The sequence below is a fragment of the Cellulomonas hominis genome (assembly GCF_005239125.1).
Lineage (GTDB): Bacteria > Actinomycetota > Actinomycetes > Actinomycetales > Cellulomonadaceae > Cellulomonas > Cellulomonas hominis_A.
On record NZ_SZYE01000004.1, the window covers coordinates 24471 to 47595 of the forward strand.

24 protein-coding genes and 3 tRNA genes are annotated in these 23125 nt (G+C 75.6%); 14 read left to right on the top strand and 13 right to left on the bottom strand.

Annotation, left to right across the window (positions count from 1 at the left end; all coding sequences use genetic code 11):
- Nucleotides 1–7: 7 nt before the first annotated feature.
- Together murI and FA014_RS01300 are read left to right on the top strand one after the other, a co-directional pair.
- Entirely contained in the window at nucleotides 8–823 is an 816-nt protein-coding gene (murI, locus tag FA014_RS01295) for a glutamate racemase (protein WP_154727908.1), read from the top strand.
- A 190-nt stretch (nucleotides 824–1013) separates the two neighbouring features.
- A complete protein-coding gene (locus FA014_RS01300) occupies nucleotides 1014–1817 on the top strand; it encodes an MBL fold metallo-hydrolase (RefSeq protein WP_154727909.1) in 804 nt (267 codons plus the stop codon).
- Nucleotides 1818–1902: 85 nt separating this feature from the next.
- Here the strand turns inward: FA014_RS01300 and FA014_RS01305 are convergent, their stop codons facing one another.
- Together FA014_RS01305 and FA014_RS01310 are read right to left on the bottom strand one after the other, a co-directional pair.
- Entirely contained in the window at nucleotides 1903–3225 is a 1323-nt protein-coding gene (locus tag FA014_RS01305) for an anaerobic C4-dicarboxylate transporter (RefSeq protein WP_154727910.1), read from the bottom strand.
- Entirely contained in the window at nucleotides 3222–4700 is a 1479-nt protein-coding gene (locus FA014_RS01310; RefSeq protein ID WP_154727911.1) for an aspartate ammonia-lyase, read from the bottom strand. Before FA014_RS01310 ends, FA014_RS01305 begins: the two co-directional genes overlap by 4 nt.
- Nucleotides 4701–4864: 164 nt before the next feature.
- On the opposite strand from FA014_RS01310, the gene rph reads away from it, so the two are divergent.
- From rph to FA014_RS01325, 3 genes are read left to right on the top strand one after another with little or no spacing between them, the layout of a single operon-like run.
- Nucleotides 4865–5707, top strand: coding sequence for a ribonuclease PH (rph, locus tag FA014_RS01315; RefSeq protein WP_154727912.1), 843 nt, complete (start codon nucleotides 4865–4867; stop codon nucleotides 5705–5707).
- Entirely contained in the window at nucleotides 5704–6336 is a 633-nt protein-coding gene (rdgB, locus tag FA014_RS01320) for an RdgB/HAM1 family non-canonical purine NTP pyrophosphatase (RefSeq protein WP_154727913.1), read from the top strand. The genes rph and rdgB overlap by 4 nt, the downstream gene beginning before the upstream one ends.
- The gene (locus FA014_RS01325) at nucleotides 6329–7945 is read left to right on the top strand and encodes an ABC-F family ATP-binding cassette domain-containing protein (RefSeq protein WP_154727914.1); all 1617 of its coding nucleotides are present in this window, start codon (nucleotides 6329–6331) and stop codon (nucleotides 7943–7945) included. The genes rdgB and FA014_RS01325 overlap by 8 nt, the downstream gene beginning before the upstream one ends.
- A 9-nt stretch (nucleotides 7946–7954) precedes the next feature.
- On the opposite strand, the gene FA014_RS01330 is transcribed toward FA014_RS01325, so the two are convergent.
- Both FA014_RS01330 and FA014_RS01335 read right to left on the bottom strand, forming a co-directional pair.
- On the bottom strand, nucleotides 7955–8650 hold the full coding sequence (locus FA014_RS01330; protein ID WP_195969113.1) for a Pr6Pr family membrane protein: 696 nt from the start codon (nucleotides 8648–8650) through the stop codon (nucleotides 7955–7957).
- Nucleotides 8651–8660: 10 nt separating this feature from the next.
- Nucleotides 8661–9215, bottom strand: coding sequence for an NUDIX hydrolase family protein (locus FA014_RS01335; protein WP_154727915.1), 555 nt, complete (start codon nucleotides 9213–9215; stop codon nucleotides 8661–8663).
- A gap of 47 nt (nucleotides 9216–9262) precedes the next feature.
- Here FA014_RS01335 and trxA point away from each other — a divergent pair, with 47 nt between their 5' ends.
- Complete coding sequence (gene trxA, locus FA014_RS01340; protein ID WP_268865874.1) at nucleotides 9263–9730, top strand: thioredoxin; 468 nt, start codon at nucleotides 9263–9265, stop codon at nucleotides 9728–9730.
- Nucleotides 9731–9850: 120 nt separating this feature from the next.
- On the opposite strand, the gene FA014_RS01345 is transcribed toward trxA, so the two are convergent.
- The 3 genes from FA014_RS01345 to bcp all read right to left on the bottom strand — a co-directional run bounded on the left by FA014_RS01345 (nucleotide 9851) and on the right by bcp (nucleotide 12248).
- Entirely contained in the window at nucleotides 9851–11449 is a 1599-nt protein-coding gene (locus tag FA014_RS01345; protein ID WP_154727917.1) for a methyl-accepting chemotaxis protein, read from the bottom strand.
- Nucleotides 11450–11667: 218 nt separating this feature from the next.
- Nucleotides 11668–11750: transfer RNA gene (locus FA014_RS01350), tRNA-Leu, on the bottom strand.
- Nucleotides 11751–11777: 27 nt separating this feature from the next.
- A complete protein-coding gene (gene bcp, locus FA014_RS01355) occupies nucleotides 11778–12248 on the bottom strand; it encodes a thioredoxin-dependent thiol peroxidase (protein WP_154727918.1) in 471 nt (156 codons plus the stop codon).
- Nucleotides 12249–12382: 134 nt separating this feature from the next.
- Between bcp and FA014_RS01360 the strand changes: the two genes are divergently transcribed.
- The 5 genes from FA014_RS01360 (at nucleotide 12383) to FA014_RS01380 (ending at nucleotide 15526) form a co-directional block, all read left to right on the top strand.
- Nucleotides 12383–12679: a GroES family chaperonin gene (locus FA014_RS01360; RefSeq protein ID WP_154727945.1), complete on the top strand. Its 297-nt coding sequence runs from the start codon at nucleotides 12383–12385 to the stop codon at nucleotides 12677–12679.
- A gap of 104 nt (nucleotides 12680–12783) precedes the next feature.
- Complete coding sequence (locus FA014_RS01365; RefSeq protein WP_195969114.1) at nucleotides 12784–13080, top strand: hypothetical protein; 297 nt, start codon at nucleotides 12784–12786, stop codon at nucleotides 13078–13080.
- A gap of 78 nt (nucleotides 13081–13158) precedes the next feature.
- Nucleotides 13159–13231: transfer RNA gene (locus FA014_RS01370), tRNA-Lys, on the top strand.
- A 185-nt stretch (nucleotides 13232–13416) separates the two neighbouring features.
- Nucleotides 13417–13788 carry an STAS domain-containing protein gene (locus tag FA014_RS01375; protein ID WP_154727920.1) on the top strand — a complete coding sequence of 124 codons (372 nt, stop codon included), beginning with the start codon at nucleotides 13417–13419 and terminating at the stop codon, nucleotides 13786–13788.
- 130 nt (nucleotides 13789–13918) lie between these two features.
- Nucleotides 13919–15526 carry a methyl-accepting chemotaxis protein gene (locus FA014_RS01380; protein WP_154727921.1) on the top strand — a complete coding sequence of 536 codons (1608 nt, stop codon included), beginning with the start codon at nucleotides 13919–13921 and terminating at the stop codon, nucleotides 15524–15526.
- A gap of 6 nt (nucleotides 15527–15532) precedes the next feature.
- Here FA014_RS01380 and FA014_RS01385 read toward each other — a convergent pair whose 3' ends face one another.
- Nucleotides 15533–15745, bottom strand: a complete 213-nt coding sequence (locus FA014_RS01385; RefSeq protein ID WP_154727922.1) for a hypothetical protein — start codon at nucleotides 15743–15745, stop codon at nucleotides 15533–15535.
- A 227-nt stretch (nucleotides 15746–15972) separates the two neighbouring features.
- Here FA014_RS01385 and FA014_RS01390 point away from each other — a divergent pair, with 227 nt between their 5' ends.
- A complete protein-coding gene (locus tag FA014_RS01390) occupies nucleotides 15973–17487 on the top strand; it encodes a dihydrolipoyl dehydrogenase family protein (protein WP_154727923.1) in 1515 nt (504 codons plus the stop codon).
- Nucleotides 17488–17560: 73 nt separating this feature from the next.
- Here the strand turns inward: FA014_RS01390 and FA014_RS01395 are convergent, their stop codons facing one another.
- The 3 genes from FA014_RS01395 to FA014_RS01405 all read right to left on the bottom strand — a co-directional run bounded on the left by FA014_RS01395 (nucleotide 17561) and on the right by FA014_RS01405 (nucleotide 20188).
- Nucleotides 17561–18562 carry a glycine betaine ABC transporter substrate-binding protein gene (locus FA014_RS01395; RefSeq protein ID WP_154727924.1) on the bottom strand — a complete coding sequence of 334 codons (1002 nt, stop codon included), beginning with the start codon at nucleotides 18560–18562 and terminating at the stop codon, nucleotides 17561–17563.
- A gap of 144 nt (nucleotides 18563–18706) precedes the next feature.
- On the bottom strand, nucleotides 18707–19465 hold the full coding sequence (locus FA014_RS01400; protein WP_154727925.1) for an ABC transporter permease: 759 nt from the start codon (nucleotides 19463–19465) through the stop codon (nucleotides 18707–18709).
- Between the two features lie 3 nt (nucleotides 19466–19468).
- Nucleotides 19469–20188 carry an ABC transporter permease gene (locus tag FA014_RS01405; RefSeq protein ID WP_154727926.1) on the bottom strand — a complete coding sequence of 240 codons (720 nt, stop codon included), beginning with the start codon at nucleotides 20186–20188 and terminating at the stop codon, nucleotides 19469–19471.
- An 84-nt stretch (nucleotides 20189–20272) separates the two neighbouring features.
- Between FA014_RS01405 and FA014_RS01410 the strand changes: the two genes are divergently transcribed.
- Both FA014_RS01410 and FA014_RS01415 read left to right on the top strand, forming a co-directional pair.
- Nucleotides 20273–21316, top strand: coding sequence for an ABC transporter ATP-binding protein (locus FA014_RS01410; RefSeq protein ID WP_154727927.1), 1044 nt, complete (start codon nucleotides 20273–20275; stop codon nucleotides 21314–21316).
- 10 nt (nucleotides 21317–21326) lie between these two features.
- On the top strand, nucleotides 21327–22244 hold the full coding sequence (locus tag FA014_RS01415; RefSeq protein WP_328288163.1) for an ATP-grasp domain-containing protein: 918 nt from the start codon (nucleotides 21327–21329) through the stop codon (nucleotides 22242–22244).
- A 62-nt stretch (nucleotides 22245–22306) separates the two neighbouring features.
- Here the strand turns inward: FA014_RS01415 and FA014_RS01420 are convergent.
- Nucleotides 22307–22382: transfer RNA gene (locus FA014_RS01420), tRNA-His, on the bottom strand.
- Nucleotides 22383–22439: 57 nt separating this feature from the next.
- Complete coding sequence (gene orn / locus FA014_RS01425; RefSeq protein WP_154727947.1) at nucleotides 22440–23093, bottom strand: oligoribonuclease; 654 nt, start codon at nucleotides 23091–23093, stop codon at nucleotides 22440–22442.
- Nucleotides 23094–23125: the final 32 nt, after the last annotated feature.

Genomic DNA, 23125 nt, shown 5'->3' on the forward strand with positions numbered 1-23125 from the left:
CGGTGCCGTGAACGACGCACCCATCGGGATCTTCGACTCGGGGGTGGGCGGGCTCACCAACGCGCGGGCGATCATCGACCAGCTGCCGCACGAGTCGGTGCTCTACATCGGCGACACCCTCAACACCCCGTACGGCACCAAGCCGCTCGCGGCGGTGCGCGCGCACGCGCTGGAGGTGATGGACGACCTCGTGGACGCCGGCGTGAAGATGCTGGTCATCGCGTGCAACACCGCGTCGTCCGCCGTGCTCCGGGACGCCCGCGAGCGGTACACGATGCGCCGCGGGCTGCCCGTGGTCGAGGTGATCCTGCCCGCCGCGCGCCGGGCGGTCGCCGCGACCCGGACCGGGAAGATCGGCGTGATCGCCACCGAGTCGACGGTGAAGTCGAAGTCGTACGACGACGCGTTCGCCGTCGCGCCGGGCGTGCAGCTGACGACGCAGGCGTGCCCGCGGTTCGTCGAGTTCGTCGAGGCCGGCGTGACGTCGGGCCCAGAGCTGCTGAGCGTCGCGGAGGAGTACCTGCGCCCCGTGAAGGCCGCCGGCGTCGACACCCTCGTGCTCGGCTGCACGCACTACCCCCTGCTCACCGGGGTCATCTCGTACGTGATGGGCGAGGACGTGACGCTGGTGTCGTCCGCGGAGGAGACCGCCAAGGACGTGTACCGGCAGCTCGTCGCGCACGACCTGGAGCGGGACCCCGCGGCCGGCCCGCCGGAGCACCGGTTCCTCGCGACCGGCGACCCGGACTCGTTCGCGACGCTGGCCCGGCGGTTCCTCGGGCCCGAGGTCCGGCACGTGGAGGCGCGCGGCGCGCTGCGCTGACGCCCGGCCGCGCTGCGCCGACGCCCGACCGCCGCGCCGGCGGCCGACCGGGGCCCCCGGCGCGCCGTGACGAGCGACACGTCCCCGCCCGGGCCGACCGCCGCCCGCCGCGCCGCCCCGCACGGCATCATGGCTCCCTGGGCCGCCGTCGGACGCCGGTGCGCCGTCACGCAGCGGAAGGGGCCCGCGAATGAGGCTCGTGGTCGTCGGCAGCGCGGGCTCGTTCCCCGGCCCGGACTCGGCGGCGTCGTGCTACCTGGTGCAGGCGGAGGGCCCGGACGACGCAGGCACCTCACGCACCTGGAACGTCCTGCTGGACCTCGGCAACGGGGCGCTCGGCCCGCTGCAGCGGCACCTCGCCCCGGCGGACCTGGACGCGGTCGCGATCAGCCACCTGCACGCCGACCACGTCGCCGACGTCGTGGTCCTCGGCGTCATGCTGCGCTACGACCCGCGCGGCGCCCGTCCGGCGCCGCTGCCGCTGCACGGCCCCGAGGGCGTCCGCGAGCGGCTGGCGCAGCTGTCCGGGCACGACCCCGCGACCAGCACCGCCGACCACCTCGCGCTCGGCACCTGGCGGGCGGGGGAACCGGTCCGGGTCGGGCCGCTCACGATCGAGCCGGTGCCGGTCCTGCACCCGGTGCCCGCGTTCGGCCTGCGGGTGACCGGCCCGTCCGAGGCCGATCCGTCGCGCACGGTGACGCTCGCCTACACCGGCGACACCGACGACTGCCCGGGCCTGGACGAGCTGGCGGCGGACGCGGACCTGCTGCTCGCCGAGGCCGCCTACCTCGAGACGACGCCGCACGCCCCGCGCGGCGTGCACCTGACGGCCCGGCGCGCGGCCGAGGCGGCGCAGCGCAACGGGTCGCGCCGGCTGCTGCTCACGCACCTGGTGGCGTGGAACGACCCGGCGGAGAGCCTGGCCGAGGCGGCCGCGGCGTACGACGGGCCGCTCGACCTGGCCCGGCCGGGGACGGTCGTCGCGCTCTGACCCTCCCCGGACGGGTGCGGGACCGGGCCGGCCGGAGCGCGCGCCGGCCCTGCCGGAGGGCGCCCCGCCCGGCGCCCTCCGGACGTCACAGCACGACCGCGCCGATCCCGAAGCCCAGCGCGACGGAGATCGTGATCGCGACCAGGCCCGGCGCGAGGAACGGGTGGTCGACCACGTACTTCCCGATCCGGGTCGTGCCGGTGTCGTCCATCGCGACGGCTCCGAGCAGCGTCGGGTAGGTCGGGAGGATGAACAGCGCCGACACCGCGGGGAACGCCGCGACGGCCGCCGGCGCCGCCACTCCCATGGCCAGCGCGGTGGGCATCAGCGCCCGCGCGGTGGACGCCTGCGAGTACATCAGCGCCGACGCGAGGAGGAGCGCGACCGCGAGCAGCCACGGCTGGGCCTCGAGCACCCCGCCGGCCGCGCCCTGGATCGCGTCCTCGTGCGCGCCGAAGAACGTCAGCCCCAGCCAGGCGACGCCGAGCACGCAGACGCACGCGTTCATGCCGGATCGGAACGTCCCCGCGGTGAGCACCTCGGACGTGTCGACGCGGCACACCAGCACGATGACGGCGGCGACGGACAGCATGATCGCGATGATCGCCGCGTCCCGGCCCATCACCGGGTCCTCGACCAGGCCGACCTTGTCGGAGATCACCGTCGCGTAGGTCATCACCGCGACCAGGCCCGTGAGGAAGACCACCACGGAGCGCCGGGCCCCCGGCTTCAGCTCCCGCGTGGCGTGCGCACCCGGCGCGGCCACGGTTCCCGCCGCGAGCCGGCGCCGGTACTCGGGGTCGTCCTGCAGCCGCGTGCGACCGCGCACGCGGTCCACCGCGGTGAAGATCGCCGCCGTCGCGAGGCAGCCGAGGAAGGTCGACGGGATCGCGACGGAGAGCAGGCCGATGTAGTCGACGCCGGTGTCACCGTCCTCGAGCAGCCCGGAGAAGAACACGACCGCCGCGGAGATCGGCGAGGCGGTGATCGCGATCTGCGAGGAGACGACGGCGATCGACAGCGGCCGCGCCGGCCGGAGGTCGTTCTCCTTGGCGACCTCCGTGATGACCGGCAGCGTCGAGAACGCCGTGTGCCCGGTCCCCGCCATGAGCGTCATGAGGTACGTGACGACCGGTGCCAGGAACGTCAGGTGCCGGGGGTTGCGCCGCAGCAGCCGCGCCGCGAGGTCGACGAGCCAGTCCATGCCGCCGGCGACCTGCATGGCGGCGATCGCGGCGATCACCGCCATGATGATCGAGACGACGTCGAGCGGCATGTCGCCCGGCGTCACGCCGAGCACCGCGAGCACCAGCACGCCGAGCCCGCCGGCGTACCCGATGGCGATCCCGCCGAGCCGGGCGCCGAGGAAGATCGCCCCCAGGACGACGATCAGGTGCAGCCAGATCACCGGGCCACCCCCTCGGCGACGGCACCGGTGGTGCGCCCCGCGGCCGCCGCGGGCCGGTCGCCGCAGGCCCGCACGGCGTGCGCGAGGTCGAGGAGCCGCTCGGGCGCCAGCAGCGCGTCCACGGCGTCCGCGTCCATGAGGCCGAGCTCCAGCACGACGTCGCGGACGGGCCGCCCGGCGGCGGCGCTCGCGGCGGCCACCCGGTCGCCCGCGGCGTGGCCGATGACGGGGGTGAGCAGGGTGACCAGGCCGGGGGAGCCGAGCACGCCCGCACGGCAGACGTCCTCGTGGACCTCGAGGCCGACGATGCACCGCTCGCGCAGCACCCGCAGGCCCGCCCCGAGGAGCCGCACCGACTCGAACAGGCACTGGGCCATCACGGGCTCCATGACGTTCAGCTGGAGCTGCGCGGCGTCGGCGGCGGCCTCGACGGTCAGGTCGTTGCCGCGCACCTTGAAGCAGACCTGGTTCACGACCTCGGGGATCACCGGGTTGACCTTGCCGGGCATGATCGACGACCCGGCCTGCAGGGCCGGCAGCGCGAGCTCTCCGAGTCCGGCGCGGGGCCCGGAGGACAGCAGCCGCAGGTCGTTGCAGATCTTGCCGAGCTTGAGCGCCAGCCGCTTGAGCGCGGAGTGGACCGCGACGATCGCGCCGGTGTCCGACGTGGCCTCGATCGGGTTGGCCGCGGGCACCACGGGCAGCCCGGTCACCTCCGCGAGCAGCGGCACCACGGCGTCGCGGTAGCCGGGTGGCGTGTTGACCCCGGTGCCGATCGCGGTCCCCCCGAGGTTGACCTCCAGCAGCAGCCGGGTCTGCGTCGCCAGGTGCGTGACCTCCTCGCGCATCAGGACGGCGAACGCGGCGAGCTCCTGGCCGACGGTCATCGGCACCGCCTCCTGCAGCTGCGTCCGGCCCATCTTGAGCACGGCGGCGAACTCCCGGGCGCGGACGTCGAGCGCCGTGGCCAGGAGCCGCAGCTCGTCGCGGAGCTCCGCGACCGCCGCGTACGCGCCGAGGCGCAGCCCGGTGGCGTAGGCGTCGTTGGTGCTCTGCGACGCGTTGACGTGAGCGTGCGGGTCCACGACGTCGTACCGGCCCCGGGGCACTCCGCGCCGGTCCAGCGCGAGGTTCGCCAGCACCTCGTTGACGTTCATGTTGACCGAGGTGCCCGCGCCGCCCTGCAGCACGTCGACGGGGAACTGCGCCAGCAGCGCCTCCTCGGCGAGCAGCCGGTCGCAGGCCGCCACCACGTCCTGCGCCACGTCCGGCGGCACCGCGCCGAGGCGCTCGTTGGCGAGCGCCGCCGCCTTCTTCACCTGGGCCATGCCGCGGACGAGCGCCGGCAGCGCACCGACCGGTGTGCCGCTGATGGGGAAGTTCTCGACCGCGCGCAGGGTGTGGATCCCCCAGCAGCGGTCGTCGGGCACCTCTCGGCTACCGAGCAGGTCGTGCTCGGTGCGGGTCGTGGACATGGTCCTCCTGTCGGTCGGGGCCCCGTTCCTCGTCGTGCCGGCCCGCCCCCGGTGCCCCGCCCCCCGGCGTGCACCGGCGCCCGCATCCGCGACCCTAGGGACGCGTGCGGACGCTGAGGGGGCCGGAGCGACCCTGAGTAGGTGGAGGTCGTTACGCTCGGGGGATGACCTCCGACCCCACCGTCACCACCTCCGCCGCGCCCGCGGGCGGCCGCCCGGCCGCCCCCCGCGCCGACGGCCGCGCCGTCGACGAGCTCCGCCCGATCGCGATCACCCGCCGCTACCTGGACGCGGGCGAGGGCAGCGTGCTCGTCGAGTTCGGCGGCACCAAGGTGCTGTGCGTGGCGTCGTTCACCGCCGGCGTGCCGCGGTGGCGCAAGGGCTCCGGCGAGGGCTGGGTCACCGCCGAGTACGCGATGCTGCCGCGGGCCACGAGCTCCCGGTCCGACCGCGAGTCCGTGCGCGGCAAGGTCGGCGGCCGCACGCACGAGATCTCCCGCCTGATCGGGCGGTCGCTGCGCGCGATCATCGACGTCGCCGCGCTCGGCGAGAACACCATCGTGCTCGACTGCGACGTGCTCCAGGCCGACGGCGGCACCCGCACCGCGTCCGTGACCGGTGCCTACGTGGCGCTCGCGGACGCCGTCGCGTGGGGCATCGCGCAGGGCTCGGTCGACGCCCGCAAGGTCGTGCTGCGCGACTCGGTGTCGGCGGTGAGCGTCGGCGTCGTCGGCGGGCGCCCGGTGCTCGACCTGCCGTACGAGGAGGACGTGCGCGCGGACACCGACATGAACGTCGTGGTCACGGGCTCGGGCAGCTTCGTCGAGGTGCAGGGCACCGCCGAGCACGCGCCGTTCGACCGCGCCGAGCTGGACGCGCTGCTCGACCTGGCCCTGGTCGGCACGTCCGAGCTCGCCCGGGTGCAGCGCGAGGTGCTCGCGCTGCCCGCGGGGCAGACCGTGACGGTGCGGGGCGGCGCGGGGGCGCAGGCGGCGGTGACCGCGTGACCGGCGGCGCCGGCCTGGTCCTCGCCACGCACAACGCCCACAAGCTCGGCGAGCTCCGCGCGATCCTGGTGCCGGCGCTGCCCGGGCTGGACCCGGACGCCGTCGTCGGCGCCCGCGACGTCGGCGCGCCCGAGCCCGTCGAGGACGGCGTGACGTTCGCGGAGAACGCGCTGATCAAGGCGCGCGCCCTGGCGGCGCACACCGGGCTGCCCGCGGTCGCGGACGACTCCGGCCTCTCGGTCGACGTGCTGGGCGGCGCGCCCGGCATCTTCTCGGCGCGCTGGGCGGGCCGGCACGGCGACGACCGGGCGAACCTCGAGCTGCTGCTCGCGCAGCTCTCCGACATCGCGCCCGAGCACCGCGCCGCCCGGTTCACCTGCGCCGCGGCGCTGGTCACCCCGGACGGCGAGGAGCACGTCGAGCTCGGCCACCTGGTCGGGACGCTGGCGACCGCGCCGCGCGGGGAGCACGGGTTCGGCTACGACCCGATCCTGGTGCCCGCGGGCGGCGACCTGACCTGCGCGGAGCTCGCCCCGGAGGAGAAGAACCGCATCTCGCACCGCGGGCAGGCGTTCCGCGCGCTGGTGCCCGCCGTCGTCGCCGTGCTGGGCCGGGAGCCGCGTGGCTGACGTCCACCTGGTCGCGGACGGCCTGACCTTCGGGTACCCGGGGCGGCCGGTCCTCGACGGCGTCGCCCTGTCCGCGTCCGCGGGCGACCGGGTCGGCGTCGTCGGGGAGAACGGCGCGGGCAAGACGACGCTGCTCCGCCTGCTCGCCGGCGACCTGGCGCCCACCGCGGGCGAGGTCCGGCGGTCCGGCTCGGTGTCGGTGGTGCAGCAGGAGCTCGACGTGCCGCCGGGCGCGACGATCGGCGACCTGGTGCGCCGGACCGCGTCCCACGTGCGCGCCGCCGCCGCGCGGCTGGACGAGGTCGTCGCCGGCTTCGACCACGAGGGCGGCGACCTCGCGGCGCTGGCCGACGCGATCGCGGCGGTCGACCGGCTCGCGGCGTGGGACGTCGACCGACGGGTGGACGAGGCGCTGACCCGGTTCGGCGCGCCCCGCGACCCCGCCCGGCGGCTGGACACGCTCAGCGTGGGGGAGGCGTACCGCGCGCGGCTGGCCTGCCACGTCGCCGAGCGGGCCGACGTGCTGCTGCTCGACGAGCCGACGAACCACCTGGACGTCGGCGGCATCGAGTACCTGACCGCCCAGCTGCAGCAGTGGCCGGGCGTCGTCGTCATCGTCACGCACGACCGGCGGCTGCTCGACGACGTGATGACCGCGATCCTCGACCTGGACCCGTCGATGGACGGCCGGCCGGTCCTGTACGGGGCGACCCGGTACGCCACCTACCGGTTCGCCAAGGACCAGGCCCTGCGCCGCTGGCGCGCACGGTACGCCCAGGAGCGCAAGCGCGCCGCGAGGCTCGCGCAGCGGCTCGACGAGTCGTACGAGGGCCTGTCCGACGAGTGGCGCCCGCCCAAGGGCTCGCAGAAGCACCGGCGCGGCACCCGCGCCCGCATCCACGTGAAGGCCGCCGACCGCCTGGTCCAGAAGCTCGAGGCCGAGGCGGTCGAGGTGCCGGTCCCGCCGCCCGCCCTGGCCTTCCCGGACCTGCCGAGCATCCCCGCCGACTACGCGGGCGGGCCGCTGCTGGAGCTGCGCGCGCCCCGGGTCGAGGGCCGGTTGGACCTGCCGGGCGTGCGGGTCGACCTGCCGCCCGCGGGGCGCCTGCTGGTGACCGGCGCGAACGGGGCCGGGAAGTCGACGCTGCTCGCGGCCCTGGCCGGCCGGGTCCCGCTGGACCGGGGGCACCGGTCGGTCGCGCCCGGGGTGCGGCTCGGCGTGCTGGTGCAGGACGACGACAGCCCTGCGCGGCTGGCGACCACGGGGTTCGAGGCCGCCGCGCGGCGGGCGCTGGACCTGCTGTCCACCGGGGCGCTCGACCCGGCGCACGTGCTGCCCGTGGCGGCGCTGGGCCTCCTGGAGGAGGAGGACCTGGACCGGCCGCTCGGCGAGCTGTCCGTGGGGCAGCGGCGCCGGTTTGAGCTCGCGGCGTCGCTGGTCGCCGCCCCGCACGTGCTGCTCCTGGACGAGCCGACCAACCACCTGTCGATCGCCCTGGTCGACGAGCTCACGGCTGCGCTCCGCCTCACGTCGGCGGCCGTGGTGGTGGCGACCCACGACCGGGCGATGCGGGCGGACCTGGCAGACTGGCCGTCGATCGAGCTGTAGGGCCGCGCGTCAGCGCACGCGGGGCGCGGCCGGCAGGACGCGCTCCAGGAGACGGACCAGGACCGCCAGGACCAGGAAGGCCACCGCGACCAGCGCCGTGTTGCGCGCCGCCGTCGCGAGGCCCAGGGCGCCCGCGTCGAGGAACGGGTACGGGTACCAGCCCGTCGCCGACCCGCGGGCGAACGTGTACCCGATCCAGGCCAGGGGGTACACGACCGACCACGCGACGGTCGCGCCGGCGAACCGCGGGCGCGGGCCCACCAGCAGCCACACCACCCAGGCGCCGACCGGCGTCACGGTGTGCAGCAGGAAGTTCGCCAGGCCCCCGGACGGGGTGAGGTCGACGCCCGCGTCCGCCAGGACCGTGTGGTAGACCACGCCGGTCACGGCGATGCAGAGCAGCGCGTCCAGGTGCAGCACGGCCATGAGCCGCCCGGCGCGCGCGGGCCGGGCGGCGAGCAGCGCCGAGGCGACGAGCACCAGCAGGTTCGACTGGATCGTGAAGTACGAGAACAGCCGGATCAGCCGCTCCGTGAGCGTGCCGGCGTCGCCGGGGCCCTCGGCGAGCGCCCGGGACACCTCCAGGGCGACGCCCCCGGCCGCCGCCAGCGCCAGCAGGGCGTGCAGCACGCGCGCGGCGAGCGGCGGCGCGGACCCGCGCCGCGCGTCGGGCGCGCCCGCCCGCGCCCCGGCCTCGGCGGTCACCGGGGCGGCCTCAGGGCATCCGGCCGACGTGCGCCATCGCCTGGCGCAGCAGCAGGCCCTGACCGCCGTTCATCTCGACCTGCACCTGCTCGCTGCACGCCTCCTCGGGGGTGAGCCAGGCGAGGTCGAGCGCGTCCTGCTGCGGCCGGCAGTCCCCGGTCACCGGCACGACGTACGCGAGCGACACCGCGTGCTGGCGGGGGTCGTGGTACGGCGTGACGCCGGGGGTGGGGAAGTACTCGGCGACCGTGAACGGCTGCGGCGTCGGCGGGACCTGCGGCAGCGCCACCGGCCCGAGGTCCTTCTCGATGTGCCGGAGCAGCGCGTCGCGCACCCGCTCGTGGTACATCACGCGGCCCGAGACCAGCGCGCGGGACATCACGCCCTCGGGGGTGACCCGCAGCAGCAGGCCGACGGCGACCACGTCGCCGGACTCGTCGACCCGCACCGGGACGGCGTCGACGTAGAGCAGGGGGAGCGAGCGGCGGGCCGCCGCGATGCCCTCGGGACTCAGCCACCCGGAGGGGCGCTCGGGCTCGCGGGGCAGGTCAGCCGTGTCGGTCACCCGGCAGTTGTACCCCGGTCCGGGGGCGGGCGACAGCCCGACGCGCGGTGCGGCCCCTCCCCGCGGGCGGGCGTCGCCGGCCCCGGGAATACTGGCGGGGGTCCGGGCGCTCTACTGGCCACACCGACAACAGGAGGCGACTGATGGCAACGACCGAGCTGACGGCCGACACCATCCAGAAGACCATCACCGAGAACGACATCGTGCTGGTGGACTTCTGGGCGGACTGGTGCGGGCCGTGCAAGCGCTTCGGGCCGATCTTCGAGCAGTCGTCGGAGTCCCACCCCGACGTCGTGCACGCGAAGGTGGACACCGAGGCCGAGCAGCAGCTGGCGGCCGAGCTGCAGATCACGTCGATCCCCACCCTGATGGCCTTCCGCGAGGGCATCCTCGTGTTCAACCAGGCGGGTGCCCTCCCGGCGCCGGCGCTGGAGCAGGTGGTCGACGCGGTCAAGGCGCTGGACATGGACGACGTCCGCGCGCAGATCGCCGCGGCAGGGGCTGCCCAGAGCTGACCCCGGCGCACGCAGACGACGACGCCCCCGCACGCGAGCAGCGTGCGGGGGCGTCGTGCGTCCGGGCCCGGTGCGGTCCCGTGCGGGCCCCGGCGGGCCCCGACGGCCGGGCGGGAGGCGTCAGTGCCGGAACTGCGCCACGCGGGTCCGCAGGTCGTCGGCCATCCGCGCGAGCTCGGCGATCGACTCGCCCATCCGCCCCAGCTCCTCGGTGCTGCCGGCGGAGGCGTCCGCGACGCCGGTGATGGTGGCCGCGATCTCGCTGGACCCCGCCGCGGCGTCGCCGACCGAGCGGCTCATCTCGGTCGTCGTGGCGGTCTGCTCCTCGACCGCGGACGCGATCGTCGTCTGGTAGTCGTCGATCCGGGCGATGATCGTGCCGATCTCGCCGATGGCGGCCACGGCGCCCTCGGTGTCGGCCTGGATCGTCTCGACGCGGCGCGCGATGTCCTCGGTGGCCTTCGCGGTCTCCTGGGCGAGCTCCTTGACCTCCCCGGCCACGACGGCGAACCCCTTGCCCGCCTCGCCCGCGCGGGCGGCCTCGATGGTGGCGTTCAGCGCCAGCAGGTTGGTCTGCTCGGCGATGGACGTGATGACCTTCACCACGTTGCCGATCTCCTGCGAGGACGTGCCCAGGCGGGTGACCTGCTCGTTGGTGCGGGCGGCGGCTTCGGTGGCCCGGCCCGCGACGGCGGCGGCCTCGGCGGCGTTCCGGGCGATCTCCCGGATGCTCGCGCCCATCTGCTCGGCGCCCGCCGCGACCGTGTGCACGTCCCGGTTGACCTGCTCCGCGGCGCCCGCCACTACGACCGCCTGCTCGGAGGTCCGGTCGGCGCCCGACACCACCTGGCCGGCGGAGCGCTCCAGCCTGCCCGCGGCGTCCGCCACGGTGCGCGCGGTCCCGTCGATGCCCGCGACCGTGTCGCGCAGCGCGGCGGTGGCGCGGTCCAGGGCGGCGGCGGTCCGGCCGATCTCGTCGGCGCCGGTGACCCCGCTGCTGACGGTGAGGTCGCCGCCGGCGAGCGCCTGCGCGGTGTCCGCCACCCGGTCCAGGCGGCGGCTCAGCCGCCGGGCCACGACGACGCCCGCCACGGCGGGCACCACGGCGGCGATCCCGAGCGCGACGAACTCCAGGCGCACCGCGCGGTCCCCGGCGACGGTCGCCTCCCGAGAAGCCGTGGCCGCGGCGGCGGTCTGCGCCTGGATCAGCGCGTCCACGCGGGTGGCGGCGCCGCGGGCGGCGGTGTCCGCGCCCTCGCTGGAACCCACCAGGTTCTGGTAGGTGGTCAGCGCGGTCCGGACCTCGCCGGCCGCGTCGGTCAGCTCGTCCGACAGGGCCGGGATCGTGGCGTACTCGTCGAGGGCGGCCAGCGCGGCACCCACCGCCGCCCCGCGGTCCGACGTCAGCGCGTCGGCCCGGAACGGGTCGCCGGCGTCGCGCGCCGCGCGCATGTCGGTGCCGATCGACTGCGCCTCGTTGAGGTGCGAGGCGACCTGGCTGGCGAGCGCCAGGCCGGTCACGTGGTCGGAGTACATCTGCTCGGTGCGCGCGGTGCTCTGCCACAGCGTGAGGATCGAGATCCAGCCCAGCAGGCCGGTCATCGCGACCGCCACCGACACCGTCAGCAGGATCTTGCCGGTGAACCCGAGCCCCCGGCGCCCGGGCGCCGCCGCCGCAGCCCCGTCGTCCCGACCCGTCGCACCCCTGGTCCCGGTCATCCGTCGGCCTCCCGTCACGCACGCCGCGGGCGTCGCGCCCGCGCGGGACACCGCCTCGGGTCCCGCCCTCCCGTCGAGCGGGTGAAGCGGCATCTGAGGGGTCCGGCGGGCGGTCACCCGGACGGGGTCGCGCCGGGGCGGGCATCCGGGTGGCCGGGGTGCCGGGCGGGTGAACGCGCACCCCGGGGCGGCGCGAGGGGCGCGCCCGGTGCGTGCGGTGCGGGAGACGGGATTCGAACCCGCACGCCCTCTCGGGCACCAGGACCTAAACCTGGCGTGGCTGCCGTTTCACCACTCCCGCGTCCCCCGGACGGGCCGGGGCCGTGCGTCAGCCGTCGATGCCGAGGTCGCGGCGCAGCTTGGCGACGTGGCCGGTCGCCTTGACGTTGTACTGCGCGAGCCGGACCGCGCCCTCGGGGTCGAGGACCACGGTCGACCGGATCACACCGGTGACGGTCTTGCCGTACAGCGACTTCTCGCCCCACGCGCCCCAGGCCTCGAGCACCTGCTTGTCGGGGTCGGACACCAGCGGGAAGGTCAGCGCCTCCTCCTCGGCGAACCGGGCGAGCTTCTCCGGGGTGTCCGGGGAGACGCCCACGACGGCGTAGCCGTGCGCCTGCAGGGACGCGAGCGAGTCGCGGAAGTCGCACGCCTGCTTGGTGCAGCCCGGGGTGCCCGCCGCCGGGTAGAAGTACACGACGACGCCCTGGCCGCGCAGGTCCGACAGGGTCAGCGAGCCGCCGTCGGCGGTCGGCAGCGTGAAGTCCGGGGCGGTGTCGCCGACGGCGAGGCGGGGCATGGCGGTCTCCTGGCTGGTGGGTGCGGCGCCCGCGCGCGACGGGCGCCGTCAGCGTACGACGGCCGGGCGGTAGCGTCTGCCCCGTGAGTGCACAGCGCCCCGAGAGCCCGCCCCGCCCCGAGCTGCCCATCCGGATGCTGAACGACCGGCTGCTCGTCCAGCTCGACGCCGACGCGTCCGAGCGCAGGTCGACCGCCGGCATCGTCATCCCGGCGACAGCGGCCGTGGGGAAGCGGCTCACCTGGGGCGCCGTCGTCGCCGCGGGGCAGCACGTCCGGCAGGTGGCGGTGGGCGACCGGGTGCTGTTCGACCCCGACGAGCGGGCCGAGGTGGAGCTCGAGGCGCAGACGTACCTGCTGCTCCGGGAGAAGGACGTGCACGCCGTGGCCGAGCCGCGCGACGGTGGCCAGGGCACCGGCCTCTACCTGTAGAAACCGTTTTCCCTGCCGTGGCGGCAGGGTTGTTCGCCCTGGGCGTCACGTGTTGCGCGCCCCCTCGGCGCGGTGTTCCCATGTGCGCAGGAACGACGCCGGGGGTGGCCGTGATGGACGACGAGAAGCAGGCTGCCGAGCCGGACGGGCGTGCGGCGGAGGGCGACGCGAGCGGCGTCGTCATGGACCTCCTGGCGGAGCACGTGCCGCTGACGCTGCTGGCGGACCTGGCCGTGGCGGAGCCGCGGTCGGAGGCGATCCTGGTGGCCGAGGGGCTGCCCGAGGACGCGTGGTGGGAGGGCGAGGACGAGGGTGCTGCACCCGCGCCCGCAGCGGGCCTGCCGGCCGAGGACGACGTCCCGGCCGACCCGGATGCGGCCGCCGAACCGCACCCGGCGTGACGTCCGCCACGTCGGCCCGCTGAGCGGGGGATCCGATTAGCGCGCGGCGCCACGGGGCTGCTAACGTCTCTCCTCGTTGCGCCATTAGCTCAATTGGCAGAGCAGCTGACTCTTAATCAGCGGGTTCGGGGTTCGAGTCCCTGATGGCGCACTCCGGGAGGCCCCCGACCAGCGACAACGCCGGTCGGGGGCCTTCGTCGTACCGCCCCGCGGGGCCGGGCCGGGCGGCGGTCCGGCCCCGGCCGGGAAAGCGCCGGCGGCAGCGGGGCGGGAGACCGCCGCGCCGGGGTGCGCCGCGCTTCCCCCCACCGCCCCGGCGGCACGCATACTGGACGGGTGCCTCAGACCGTCGCCACCGGCCCGACCCCGCCGCTCCCGGAGCGGGGGCACGTGTGGGTCGAGGACGCGGAACCGGAGCTGCTCCGGATGCGCGGCGAGGTGGACGTCGCCGTGATCGAGGAGCTGCGCGACCGGCTGGGCGCCGAGAGCGCGCGCGGCACGGACCTCGCGGCGGTGCTGCCCGGGGTGCGGGCGGTCGACATGTCGGCGGTGACGTTCGCGGACTCCTCGGCCGTCGGGCTGCTGGCGGGGCTGGTGATGGCGCTCCAGCCGGCCGGCCGCGTGCTCGTCGTCCGGGGGATCGGTCCCGCGGTGGAGACGGTGCTCGAGGTGACCGGCCTGCTGCAGCACCTCGACGTCGAGGGTTGACGGCCGCGTCCGCGCGGGCAAAGGTCGCACCTTTCACCCGCGGGGGTGCTCACCCGGCGCGCGTCGCGTCCGATCGGGTCGGCGGGCCCCGGTCGGGGTCCGGACCCCACCGACGGACGGAGACCTCCGCATGCCCGCAACCGCCGCCCCCACCGGCCCCCGCGCCCGCCGGCTCGTGGCCGACGCCCCCGTGGGCGCCCGCATCGGCGCGGTGCTCGGCCTGCTCGCCGTCGCGGTGGGAATGGTCGCCGGCCTGGGCATCGCCCGGCTCGGCGGCCTGGAGTCGTCGATCGACCGCCTCGGCCGCGACGCCATCGAGCCGCAGACCTACCTGGTGAACACGCAGCGCTGGTTCCAGGCGAGCCGGGCCCGGGTGCTCGAGTACGGGATGGTGGCGCCGGAGGACCGGGCCGGGATCACCGCGGACCGCGCGGGCTTCGACGCGGACGCGCTGGAGAACGTCGCGGCGTACGAGCCGTACGTCCTCGACGACGACGCCTACGCGGCGCTGCGGGACGCCTACGGGCGCTACCAGGCCGCCGCCGACGCGATCGAGCCGCTGGCCGACGAGGGCGGCACCGCGTACCACGACGCGTACGCGGACCAGGTGCGCGGCGTCACGACGGAGCTCGGCGACGCGCTCCAGGCGCTGACGGACTCGGTGTCCGCGCACGCGGAGCAGGGCGTGGCGGACGCCGCGGCCGACGCGCGCGCGGCGACGGTGCAGATGATCGCGGTCGGCGCGGTCGGGGTGCTGCTCGCGGCGGCGCTCGGCGTGCTGCTGGTCCGCCGCATCGTGCGGGACCTGGCGACGGTGCAGCGCACCGTGCAGAGCATCGGCGACGGCGACCTGACGGTCTCCGTGCCGCTCGACTCCCGTGACGAGCTCGGCCGGATGGCGGGCTCCCTCAACGAGGCCCAGGGCTCGCTGCGCGCGCTGATGAGCGGCGTCGTGCACACGGCGCAGACGGTCGCGGCCGCGGCCGAGGAGCTGTCCGCGGCGTCGCAGCAGGTGGTGGCGGGGTCGGACGAGACGTCCGCGCAGGCGGGGGTCGTGGCGGCGGCGGCGGAGCAGGTGTCGCGGAACGTGCAGACGGTGGCGGCGGGTGCCGAGCAGATGGGTGCCAGCATCCGGGAGATCGCGCAGAACGCGTCGCAGGCGGCGAAGGTCGCGGGTCAGGCCACGGACGCGGCGGCGGTGACGAACGAGCAGGTCGCGCGGCTGGGGACGTCGTCGCAGGAGATCGGCAACGTCGTCAAGGTGATCACGAGCATCGCCGAGCAGACGAACCTGCTGGCGCTGAACGCGACCATCGAGGCCGCGCGCGCGGGCGAGGCCGGCAAGGGCTTCGCGGTCGTGGCCGGCGAGGTCAAGGAGCTGGCGCAGGAGACGGCGAAGGCGACCGAGGACATCGCGCGGCGGGTGGAGGCGATCCAGGCGGACACCAGCGGTGCGGTGGGGGCGATCGGGGAGATCAGCCACATCATCGCGAGCATCAACGACTACCAGCTGACGATCGCCTCGGCGGTGGAGGAGCAGACCGCCACGACCACGGAGATGTCCCGGTCGGTGGCCGAGGCCGCGACGGGGTCGGGGGAGATCGCCACGAACATCACCGGCGTGGCCTCCGCCGCGACCGAGTCCTCCCAGACCCTGAACCAGATGGGGTCCGCGGTGGCCGAGCTCGCCCGGATGTCGGAGGACCTGCGCGGCCAGGTGTCGCGGTTCCGGTACTGACGCGGGTCAGTCGGCCTGCGCCTTGCGGCGCGCGGCGGCGCGCGCCCGGACCACGTCGGCGATCTGCTGCGCCTGCCCGCTCACCAGGCGGCGGAGGTCGTCGTAGCGGCGGTCCACCTCGGCGTCGGTCGCGTCGCTGTCGCGCGCGGCGATCCAGGCGCGCTTCGCGCCGCGGATGTCGGCGTCCGTGATCTCGACGCGCCAGGGGTCCTCGTTCATGAGTACAAGGTCCCACCGGGATCGGGCGATCGGTCGGTTCTGCCCCGGTTTCACCCGCCGACACGCGGCGTTCCGGGCCGGATTCACCTGATAGCCGCTCGATCATGCCCAACCTTCGAGCGCCGCTGGAGTGAGGCGGCACGGCACCGCCTGCGTGCCGGAACCGCGCCGCCGGGCCACGATGGGGGCACCGCGGACCGCGGCACCCGGAGGAACGGAGCGACGACATGACCGAGCGCACCCTGCAGACGGACGGGGACCACGCGCCGCACGACACCGTGACGTACGACGTCGTGGTCCTGGGCGCGGGCGCGGTGGGGGAGAACGCCGCCGACCGCGCGGGCCGGCTCGGGCTGTCGGTGCTGGTGGTCGAGCACGAGCTGGTGGGCGGCGAGTGCTCCTACTGGGCCTGCATGCCCTCGAAGGCGCTGCTGCGGCCCGGGGCCGTGCTCGCCGCGGCGCGGGCCGTGCCGGGCGCCCGCGAGCTGGTGCAGGGCGCGCTGGACCCCGCCGCCGTGCTCGCCCGCCGGGACGAGTTCACCTCGCACTGGGACGACCACGGCCAGGTCGAGTGGCTGGACTCCGTCGGGATCGCGCTGCTGCGCGGCACGGCCCGGTTCACCGGCCCGAAGGAGCTGCTCGTCGAGTCGGACGAGGGCGACACCCGGGTGATCGCCCGGCACGCCGTGATCGTCGCGACCGGCAGCGAGCCGACCGTGCCCGGGATCCCCGGCCTGGCGGAGGCGCAGCCGTGGACCTCGCGCGAGGCGACGGCGGTCAAGGAGGTGCCGGGGAGCCTCGTGGTCCTCGGCGGCGGCGTGGTGGGCGTCGAGATGGCGGTCGCGTACCGCGACCTGGGCGCCGCCGTGACGCTGCTGGTGCGCGGCGACCGCCTGCTCGACAAGGCGGAGCCGTTCGCGGCCGAGGAGGTCGCCGCCGGCCTGCGCGACCTCGGGGTCGACCTGCGGTTCGGCACGAGCGCGACGCGGGTCGACCGCGACGAGCGCGGGGTGCACCTCGCGGTCACCGGGCCGCAGGGCGAGGACGAGCTGCACGCCGACGAGGTGCTGGTGGCCACCGGCCGCCGGCCGCGGACGGCGGACCTCGGGCTCGAGGTGGTCGGGCTGGAGCCGGGCGCGCCGATCGCGGTGGACGACGCGCTGCAGGCGACCGGTGCCGGCGACGGCTGGCTGTTCGCGGTCGGCGACGTGACCGGCCGCACCGCCACGACGCACCAGGGCAAGTACGACGCCCGGGTGGTCGGCGACGTCGTGGCCGCCCGGTTCTCCGCGTCCGCCTCCGAGCCGGGGGAGGGCGCCGCCGAGGCGCAGGCCGCCGAGCGGGACGCGGCGCCGTTCACCCGGTACCGGGCGTCCGCGGACCACGCGGCCGTGCCGCAGGTCGTGTTCACCCGGCCCGAGGTGGCCTGGGTCGGCCGCACCGAGGAGCAGGCGCGCGACGCCGGGCTGCGCGTGCGGGCCGTGTCCTACCCGATCGGGTCCGTGGCGGGCGCCTCGGTGGCGGCCGACGGGTACTCCGGCACCGCGCAGGTCGTCCTCGACGAGGACCGCGGGGTGATCGTGGGCGCGACCTTCACCGGCCCGGACGCGGCGGAGCTGCTGCAGGCAGCGACGATCGCCGTGACCGGGGAGGTGCCGCTGGACCGGCTGTGGCACGCGGTGCCGGCGTACCCGACGGTGAGCGAGGTGTGGCTGCGGCTGCTGGAGACGGCGGGGCTCTGACCCCGACCCGGCGGGGCGCACGACAGCGGGGCGGGACCGGTGACCGGTCCCGCCCCGCTCGCCGTCCCGCGGGTCAGCTCGCGAGCGACCCGTCGCTCGACAGCACCAGGCCGATCGAGGCCTCGCCCTGGCGCACCGCGTCGCCGATCAGGCCGAAGTCGTAGCTCTTGAACTCGCTGACCGTGATGCCGTAGGTGTCCTCGAGGCCGATCTGGCAGAACGGCCGCTCCGGGCACTCGGCCGGGCCGGCGAGCACGACGCCGCCGGCGCACGCCTCGGCCAGGTCCGACAGCGTGGTCACGCCGTGCTCGTCCGCGAACTCCGACGTCACCGCGAACGCGTTCTGGTCCTGGGCCTCGGACACCGCGCCGAACGTCAGACCGGCGGCCGTGCCGAGCTCGGTGAGCGCCGCCACGGTCTCGTCCGGGTCGCCGCTCGCGACCGGCTCCGCGTCCGCGCCGTTCGCGGACGTGTTGAGGAACTCCGCCAGCGTCGCGGCGTACTCCGGGGTGAGCGTGATCTGGCCGCTCTCCAGGGCGGGCAGGTACGTCTCCCGGTTGCCGATGGTCTGCACCTCGGCGCTGTAGCCCGCGGACCGCAGCACGTCGGCGTAGATCTCGGACAGCGTGGCGCTCTCCGAGAAGTTCGCGGCGCCGACGACCACGCTCTTGCCGCTGCCGGCGGTGGCGTCGCTCGCGGCCAGGCCCTGGTCCTCGACGAACTGCTGGGCCACCTCGGTCGACGTCTGGCGGTCGATGTCGACCGCCTTGTTCAGCTGGATCAGCGTGTCCGTGTCGAGCGCCGCGGACACGGTGTCGAGCAGCGGGATCAGGTTCGGGTCCGCCTGGGCCGCCGCCGCATTGACCGCGGGGATGACGTTGTCGGCGTTCTGCAGGCCCTGGTCGTCCTCGAGCACGACGAGCTGGTCCCCGGCGACGGGCTCGCAGACCGTGCCGCCGGAGCCGCTCGCCGAGGTCTCGGCGGTGCCGCCGCCGGAGCCGGGGTCGCCGCAGGCCGCCAGCAGGAGGAGCAGGCCGGCCGCGGCGGCGGGGAGTGTGGTGCGACGTGCGTTCATGTGCGGGTCCTCTGGTCTCGGGTGGGCACACGGGGTTCGGTGCGGCTGAGGCACCGGACGGGTGGGTCGGTGGGCGTCGGGCGGCCGTCGATCATTCGACCGAGGCGGCCCGGGTGCGGCAACCCCTGCGGGAGGTCGTCGCGGTCACGATCGGGTCACGGTCTGCTGGCCGGTCGCGGCGGGCGCTGGTCCGGGGGGCTCGGAGACGGCGCGGGGTGCGCGGCGGCGCCGGCGGCCGGAGGTGGCGCGCATCGGCGCCGGCGTCAGCGCGCGCTGCACCGCGGCGAGCACCCCCTCGACGACGAGGCAGAGCCCCGCGACGAGCAGCGCCCCCGCGACCACCTGGCCGTACCGCTGCAGCGCCATGCCCTGCACGATGATCGACCCGAGGCTGCTGCCGCCGACGAGCGCCGCGAGCGGCACGGTGGCCAGCACCTGGGTGGTGGCGGTGCGCAGGCCGGCCCCGACCAGCGGCAGCGCGAGCGGCAGCTCCACCAGCGCGAGCGAGCGGCCCCCGGACATGCCGACGCCGCGTGCCGCGTCCCGGACGTCGGCGTCGACCTCCATCAGGCCGGTGAACGTGTTGCTGAGGATCGGCGGCACCGCGAACACGGCCACCGCGAGGACCGTCGCCGTCGCGCCGAACAGGCCGGTCGAGGCGAAGATCGTCAGCAGCGCGAACGTCGGCAGCGCGCGCGAGGTGTTCGCGGCGACCACCGTCACCACGCCGCCGCGGCGGCGGTGGCCGAGCCAGACGCCGAGCGGGAGGGCGACCAGCGCCGCGAGCAGCACGGCGAGCGCGCTGATCCGCAGGTGGTCGGCGCCCAGCGCGAGCACGCCGTCGCGGCCCGTCCAGTTCAGCGGGTCGTTCAGCCAGGTGAAGGCGTCCTGCAGCACGTCCACGGCTCAGGCCTCCCGTCCGCGCCGGGCCCACGGCGTCACCGCGCGGCCGACCAGCCAGATGAGCAGGTCCAGCACGAGCGCCAGCGCCAGGCAGAGCAGCGTCGCCGTGAGGATCTCCGCGTGGTACTTGTTGTTGCGGAAGCCCCGGAACATCAGCTGGCCCAGCCCGCCGTAGCCGACGACCACGCCGACGGTGACGAGCGCGACGGTGGTCACGGTCGCGAGCCGGACGCCCGCGACGATCGCGGGCAGGGCGTTCGGCAGCTCCACGGTCAGCAGCAGGCGCAGCCGGCCGTAGCCGAGCCCGCGCGCCGCGTCCCGGACGCTCTCGTCCACGCCGCTCAGCCCCACCAGGACGTTCCGCACCAGCACCAGGAGCGCGTAGACCACCAGGCCGATCAGCACCGGCGTGCGGCCGATGCCCGTCCACGGCACGAGCACCGTGAACAGGGCGAGCGACGGGATCGTGTAGAGCACGCTGCTGGTGCCGACGATCGGCGCGGCGAGGCGCGGGCGCAGGTGCGCGAGCATCCCGAGCGGGACGGCGATCGCGCACGCGATGAGCACCGCCTGCACGGTGAGGCCCGCGTGCTGCTCCAGCGCGCGGGAGATGTCGCCCCAGTTGCGCTGCACGTAGTCCCAGGACAGCCAGGGGTTGGCCGCGGGGTCGCCCGCGGCCGCCGCGACGTGCGCGGCGGTCCCCGGGTTCTCGAGGCTGGTCACCGGCCCGACGCTACCGGGCACCTCCGACACCCGCTGCGCGGAGCAGGGGCGCGGGTGTCGGCGGGCGCGGGTACGGTCGTCGGCATGGCCACCGCGATCGCGTTCGACCACGTCCGCAAGGCGTACGCCGACGGCACCGTCGCGGTCGGCGACCTGTCGCTCGAGGTGCGGGAGCACGAGCTGCTCGCGCTCGTCGGGCCGTCCGGCTGCGGCAAGTCGACGACGCTGCGGATGGCCAACCGCCTCGTCGAGCCCACGTCGGGCCGGATCTTCCTCGACGGCGACGACGTGACCGAGGTCGACGCCGTCGCCCTCCGCCGGCGCATCGGCTACGTCATCCAGAACGTCGGCCTGTTCCCGCACCGCACGGTCGAGCAGAACGTCGGCACCGTGCCGCGGCTGCTCGGCTGGGACAAGCGGCGCACCCGCGCCCGCACGGGGGAGCTGCTGGAGCTGGTCGGCCTCGCGCCGGACCGGTACGCCCGCCGCTACCCGCACGAGCTGTCCGGCGGCGAGCGGCAGCGCGTCGGCGTCGCCCGCGCGCTCGCGACGGACCCGCCGGTCCTGCTGATGGACGAGCCGTTCGGTGCGGTCGACCCGGTCGGCCGCCGCCGGCTGCAGACCGAGTTCCGCCGCATCCAGGCCGAGCTCGGCACCACCGTGATGCTCGTCACGCACGACGTGGACGAGGCCGTGCGGCTCGCCGACCGCGTGGCGGTGCTCAGCCGCGGCGGGCACCTCGAGCAGCTCTCGGACCCGGTGCGGCTGCTCGCCGCGCCGGCGAGCCCGGCGGTCGCCGACCTGGTCGGCACCGGGGCGGCGGTGCGGCTGCTCGCCCTGGGTCGCGTCGAGCGGCGCGACCTGGGGCCCGTCGACGGCACCGCCGCGGCGGACGGCCGGGCGGGCGCCGCGGTCGTCCGCGTGGGCGACCCGCTGGACGAGGCGTTCGCCGCGCTCGCCGCCGAGCCCACCGGCCGGGTCGTGGTGCGCGAGGGGGAGCAGGTCGTCGGGGAGCTCGACGCGCCGCGCGTGGTGGCCGCCCTGCACCGGCTGGTGGACGGCGCGCAGGACGCGGTCCCGGACGCCGCCGCGCAGGACCACGAGCCGTCCGCCGGAGCGCGTGGGTAGTCTGCCCAGGGTGACCACTCGCATCGCCCTCGCCACCTGCGCCGCCCTGCCGGACCTCGACCCCGACGACGCGCCGCTCGTGACGGCGCTGCGGGACCGGGGCCTGGAGGTCGAGTCGCCCGTCTGGAACGCCGCCGACGTCGACTGGTCGTCGTACGACGCCGTCGTGGTCCGCTCCACCTGGGACTACACGGAGCGCCCGCGCGACTTCCGCTGGTGGACGCAGCGCGTCGCGCAGGCGTCGCGGCTGATCAACCCCGCGCAGGTGCTGACCTGGAACATCGACAAGATCTACCAGCGGTCGATGGAGGCCGCCGGGCTGCCGATCGTGCCGACCATCTGGATGGACCCGGCCCGGAACTTCAACGCCCGCGCGATCCACACCCGGTTCCCGGCCTTCGGCGACTTCGTCATCAAGCCGACGGTCAGCGCCGGCTCCCGGGACACCGGCCGGTACGCGGCGGACGAGACGCCGTCCCGCGCGCTCGCCATCCAGCACGTGAAGCGCCTGCTGGACGACGGCCGGCACGTCATGGTGCAGCGCTACCTCAAGCAGGTCGACACGGTCGGCGAGACCGCGCTGGTGTACTTCGACGGCCAGCTGTCGCACGCCGTGCGCAAGGCCCCGCTGCTCGAGGGCCCGTACCGCGAGGGGGAGACCGACGGCGTCCTCTACAAGGAGGAGGTCATGACCCCGCGCGAGGCCTCCGAGGCCGAGCTCGCGCTCGGGCAGCGCGTCGTCGACGCGCTGCCGGAGCTGATCCAGGGCGTCGAGCAGCCGCTCGCGTACACCCGCGTGGACCTCATCCCGGACGACCAGGGCAACCCCGTCGTCCTGGAGCTCGAGCTCATCGAGCCGAGCTTCTTCTTCGCGCAGGCCCCCGAGGCGGTCGACCGGTTCGCGGACGCGATCACCCGCCGGCTCTGACGCCGGCGCCGCGCCGCGGACGACGAAGGGCGCCGCTCCCGGGGGAGCGGCGCCCTTCGTGCTGGGGTGGCTAACGGGACTTGAACCCGCGACCTCCTGGACCACAACCAGGCGCTCTACCACCTGAGCTATAGCCACCATGCCCGGAGGAGACCTCCGGGGCCGTCGACAAGCATACCGGGTCCCGAGGGGTCCTCAGGACGTGGCGGTCGAGCCGCGGTGCGCCGCCGCGACCGAGGTCGCCTCGATCTGCGCGGCGACCGCCTTGGCGGCCTTGGAGTCCGGGCCCGGCTGCGGCACCAGCAGCGCCGCGCGGTAGTACCGGAGCTCGTCGATGCTCTCCAGGATGTCGGCGAGCGCGCGGTGCCCGCCGTGCTTCTGCGGGGAGGAGAAGTACACCCGCGGGTACCAGCGGCGGGCGAGCTCCTTGATGGAGGAGACGTCGATCACGCGGTAGTGCAGGTGGCCGATCAGCTCGGGCATGTCGCGGTCGAGGAACACCTTGTCGGTGCCGACCGAGTTGCCCGCGAGCGGGGCCTTGCCGGGCTCGGGCACGTGCTGGCGGATGTACGCGAGCACCTGGGCCTGCGCGTCCTCCAGGGTGGTGCCCGTCGCGAGCGCGTCGAGCAGGCCGGAGCCGGTGTGCATGTCGCGGACGAAGTCGCCCATCTGGGCCAGCGCCTCGGCGGGCGGGGAGATGACGACGTCGACGCCCTCGCCCAGGACGTTGAGCTCGGAGTCGGTCACGACGGCCGCGACCTCGACGAGCGCGTCCTGGACGGAGTCCAGGCCGGTCATCTCGCAGTCGATCCAGACGATCCGGTCGGCGCTGCCGTTGCCGTTGCTCATGGTGCTCACGTGCTCAGGGTACGGGTGAGCCC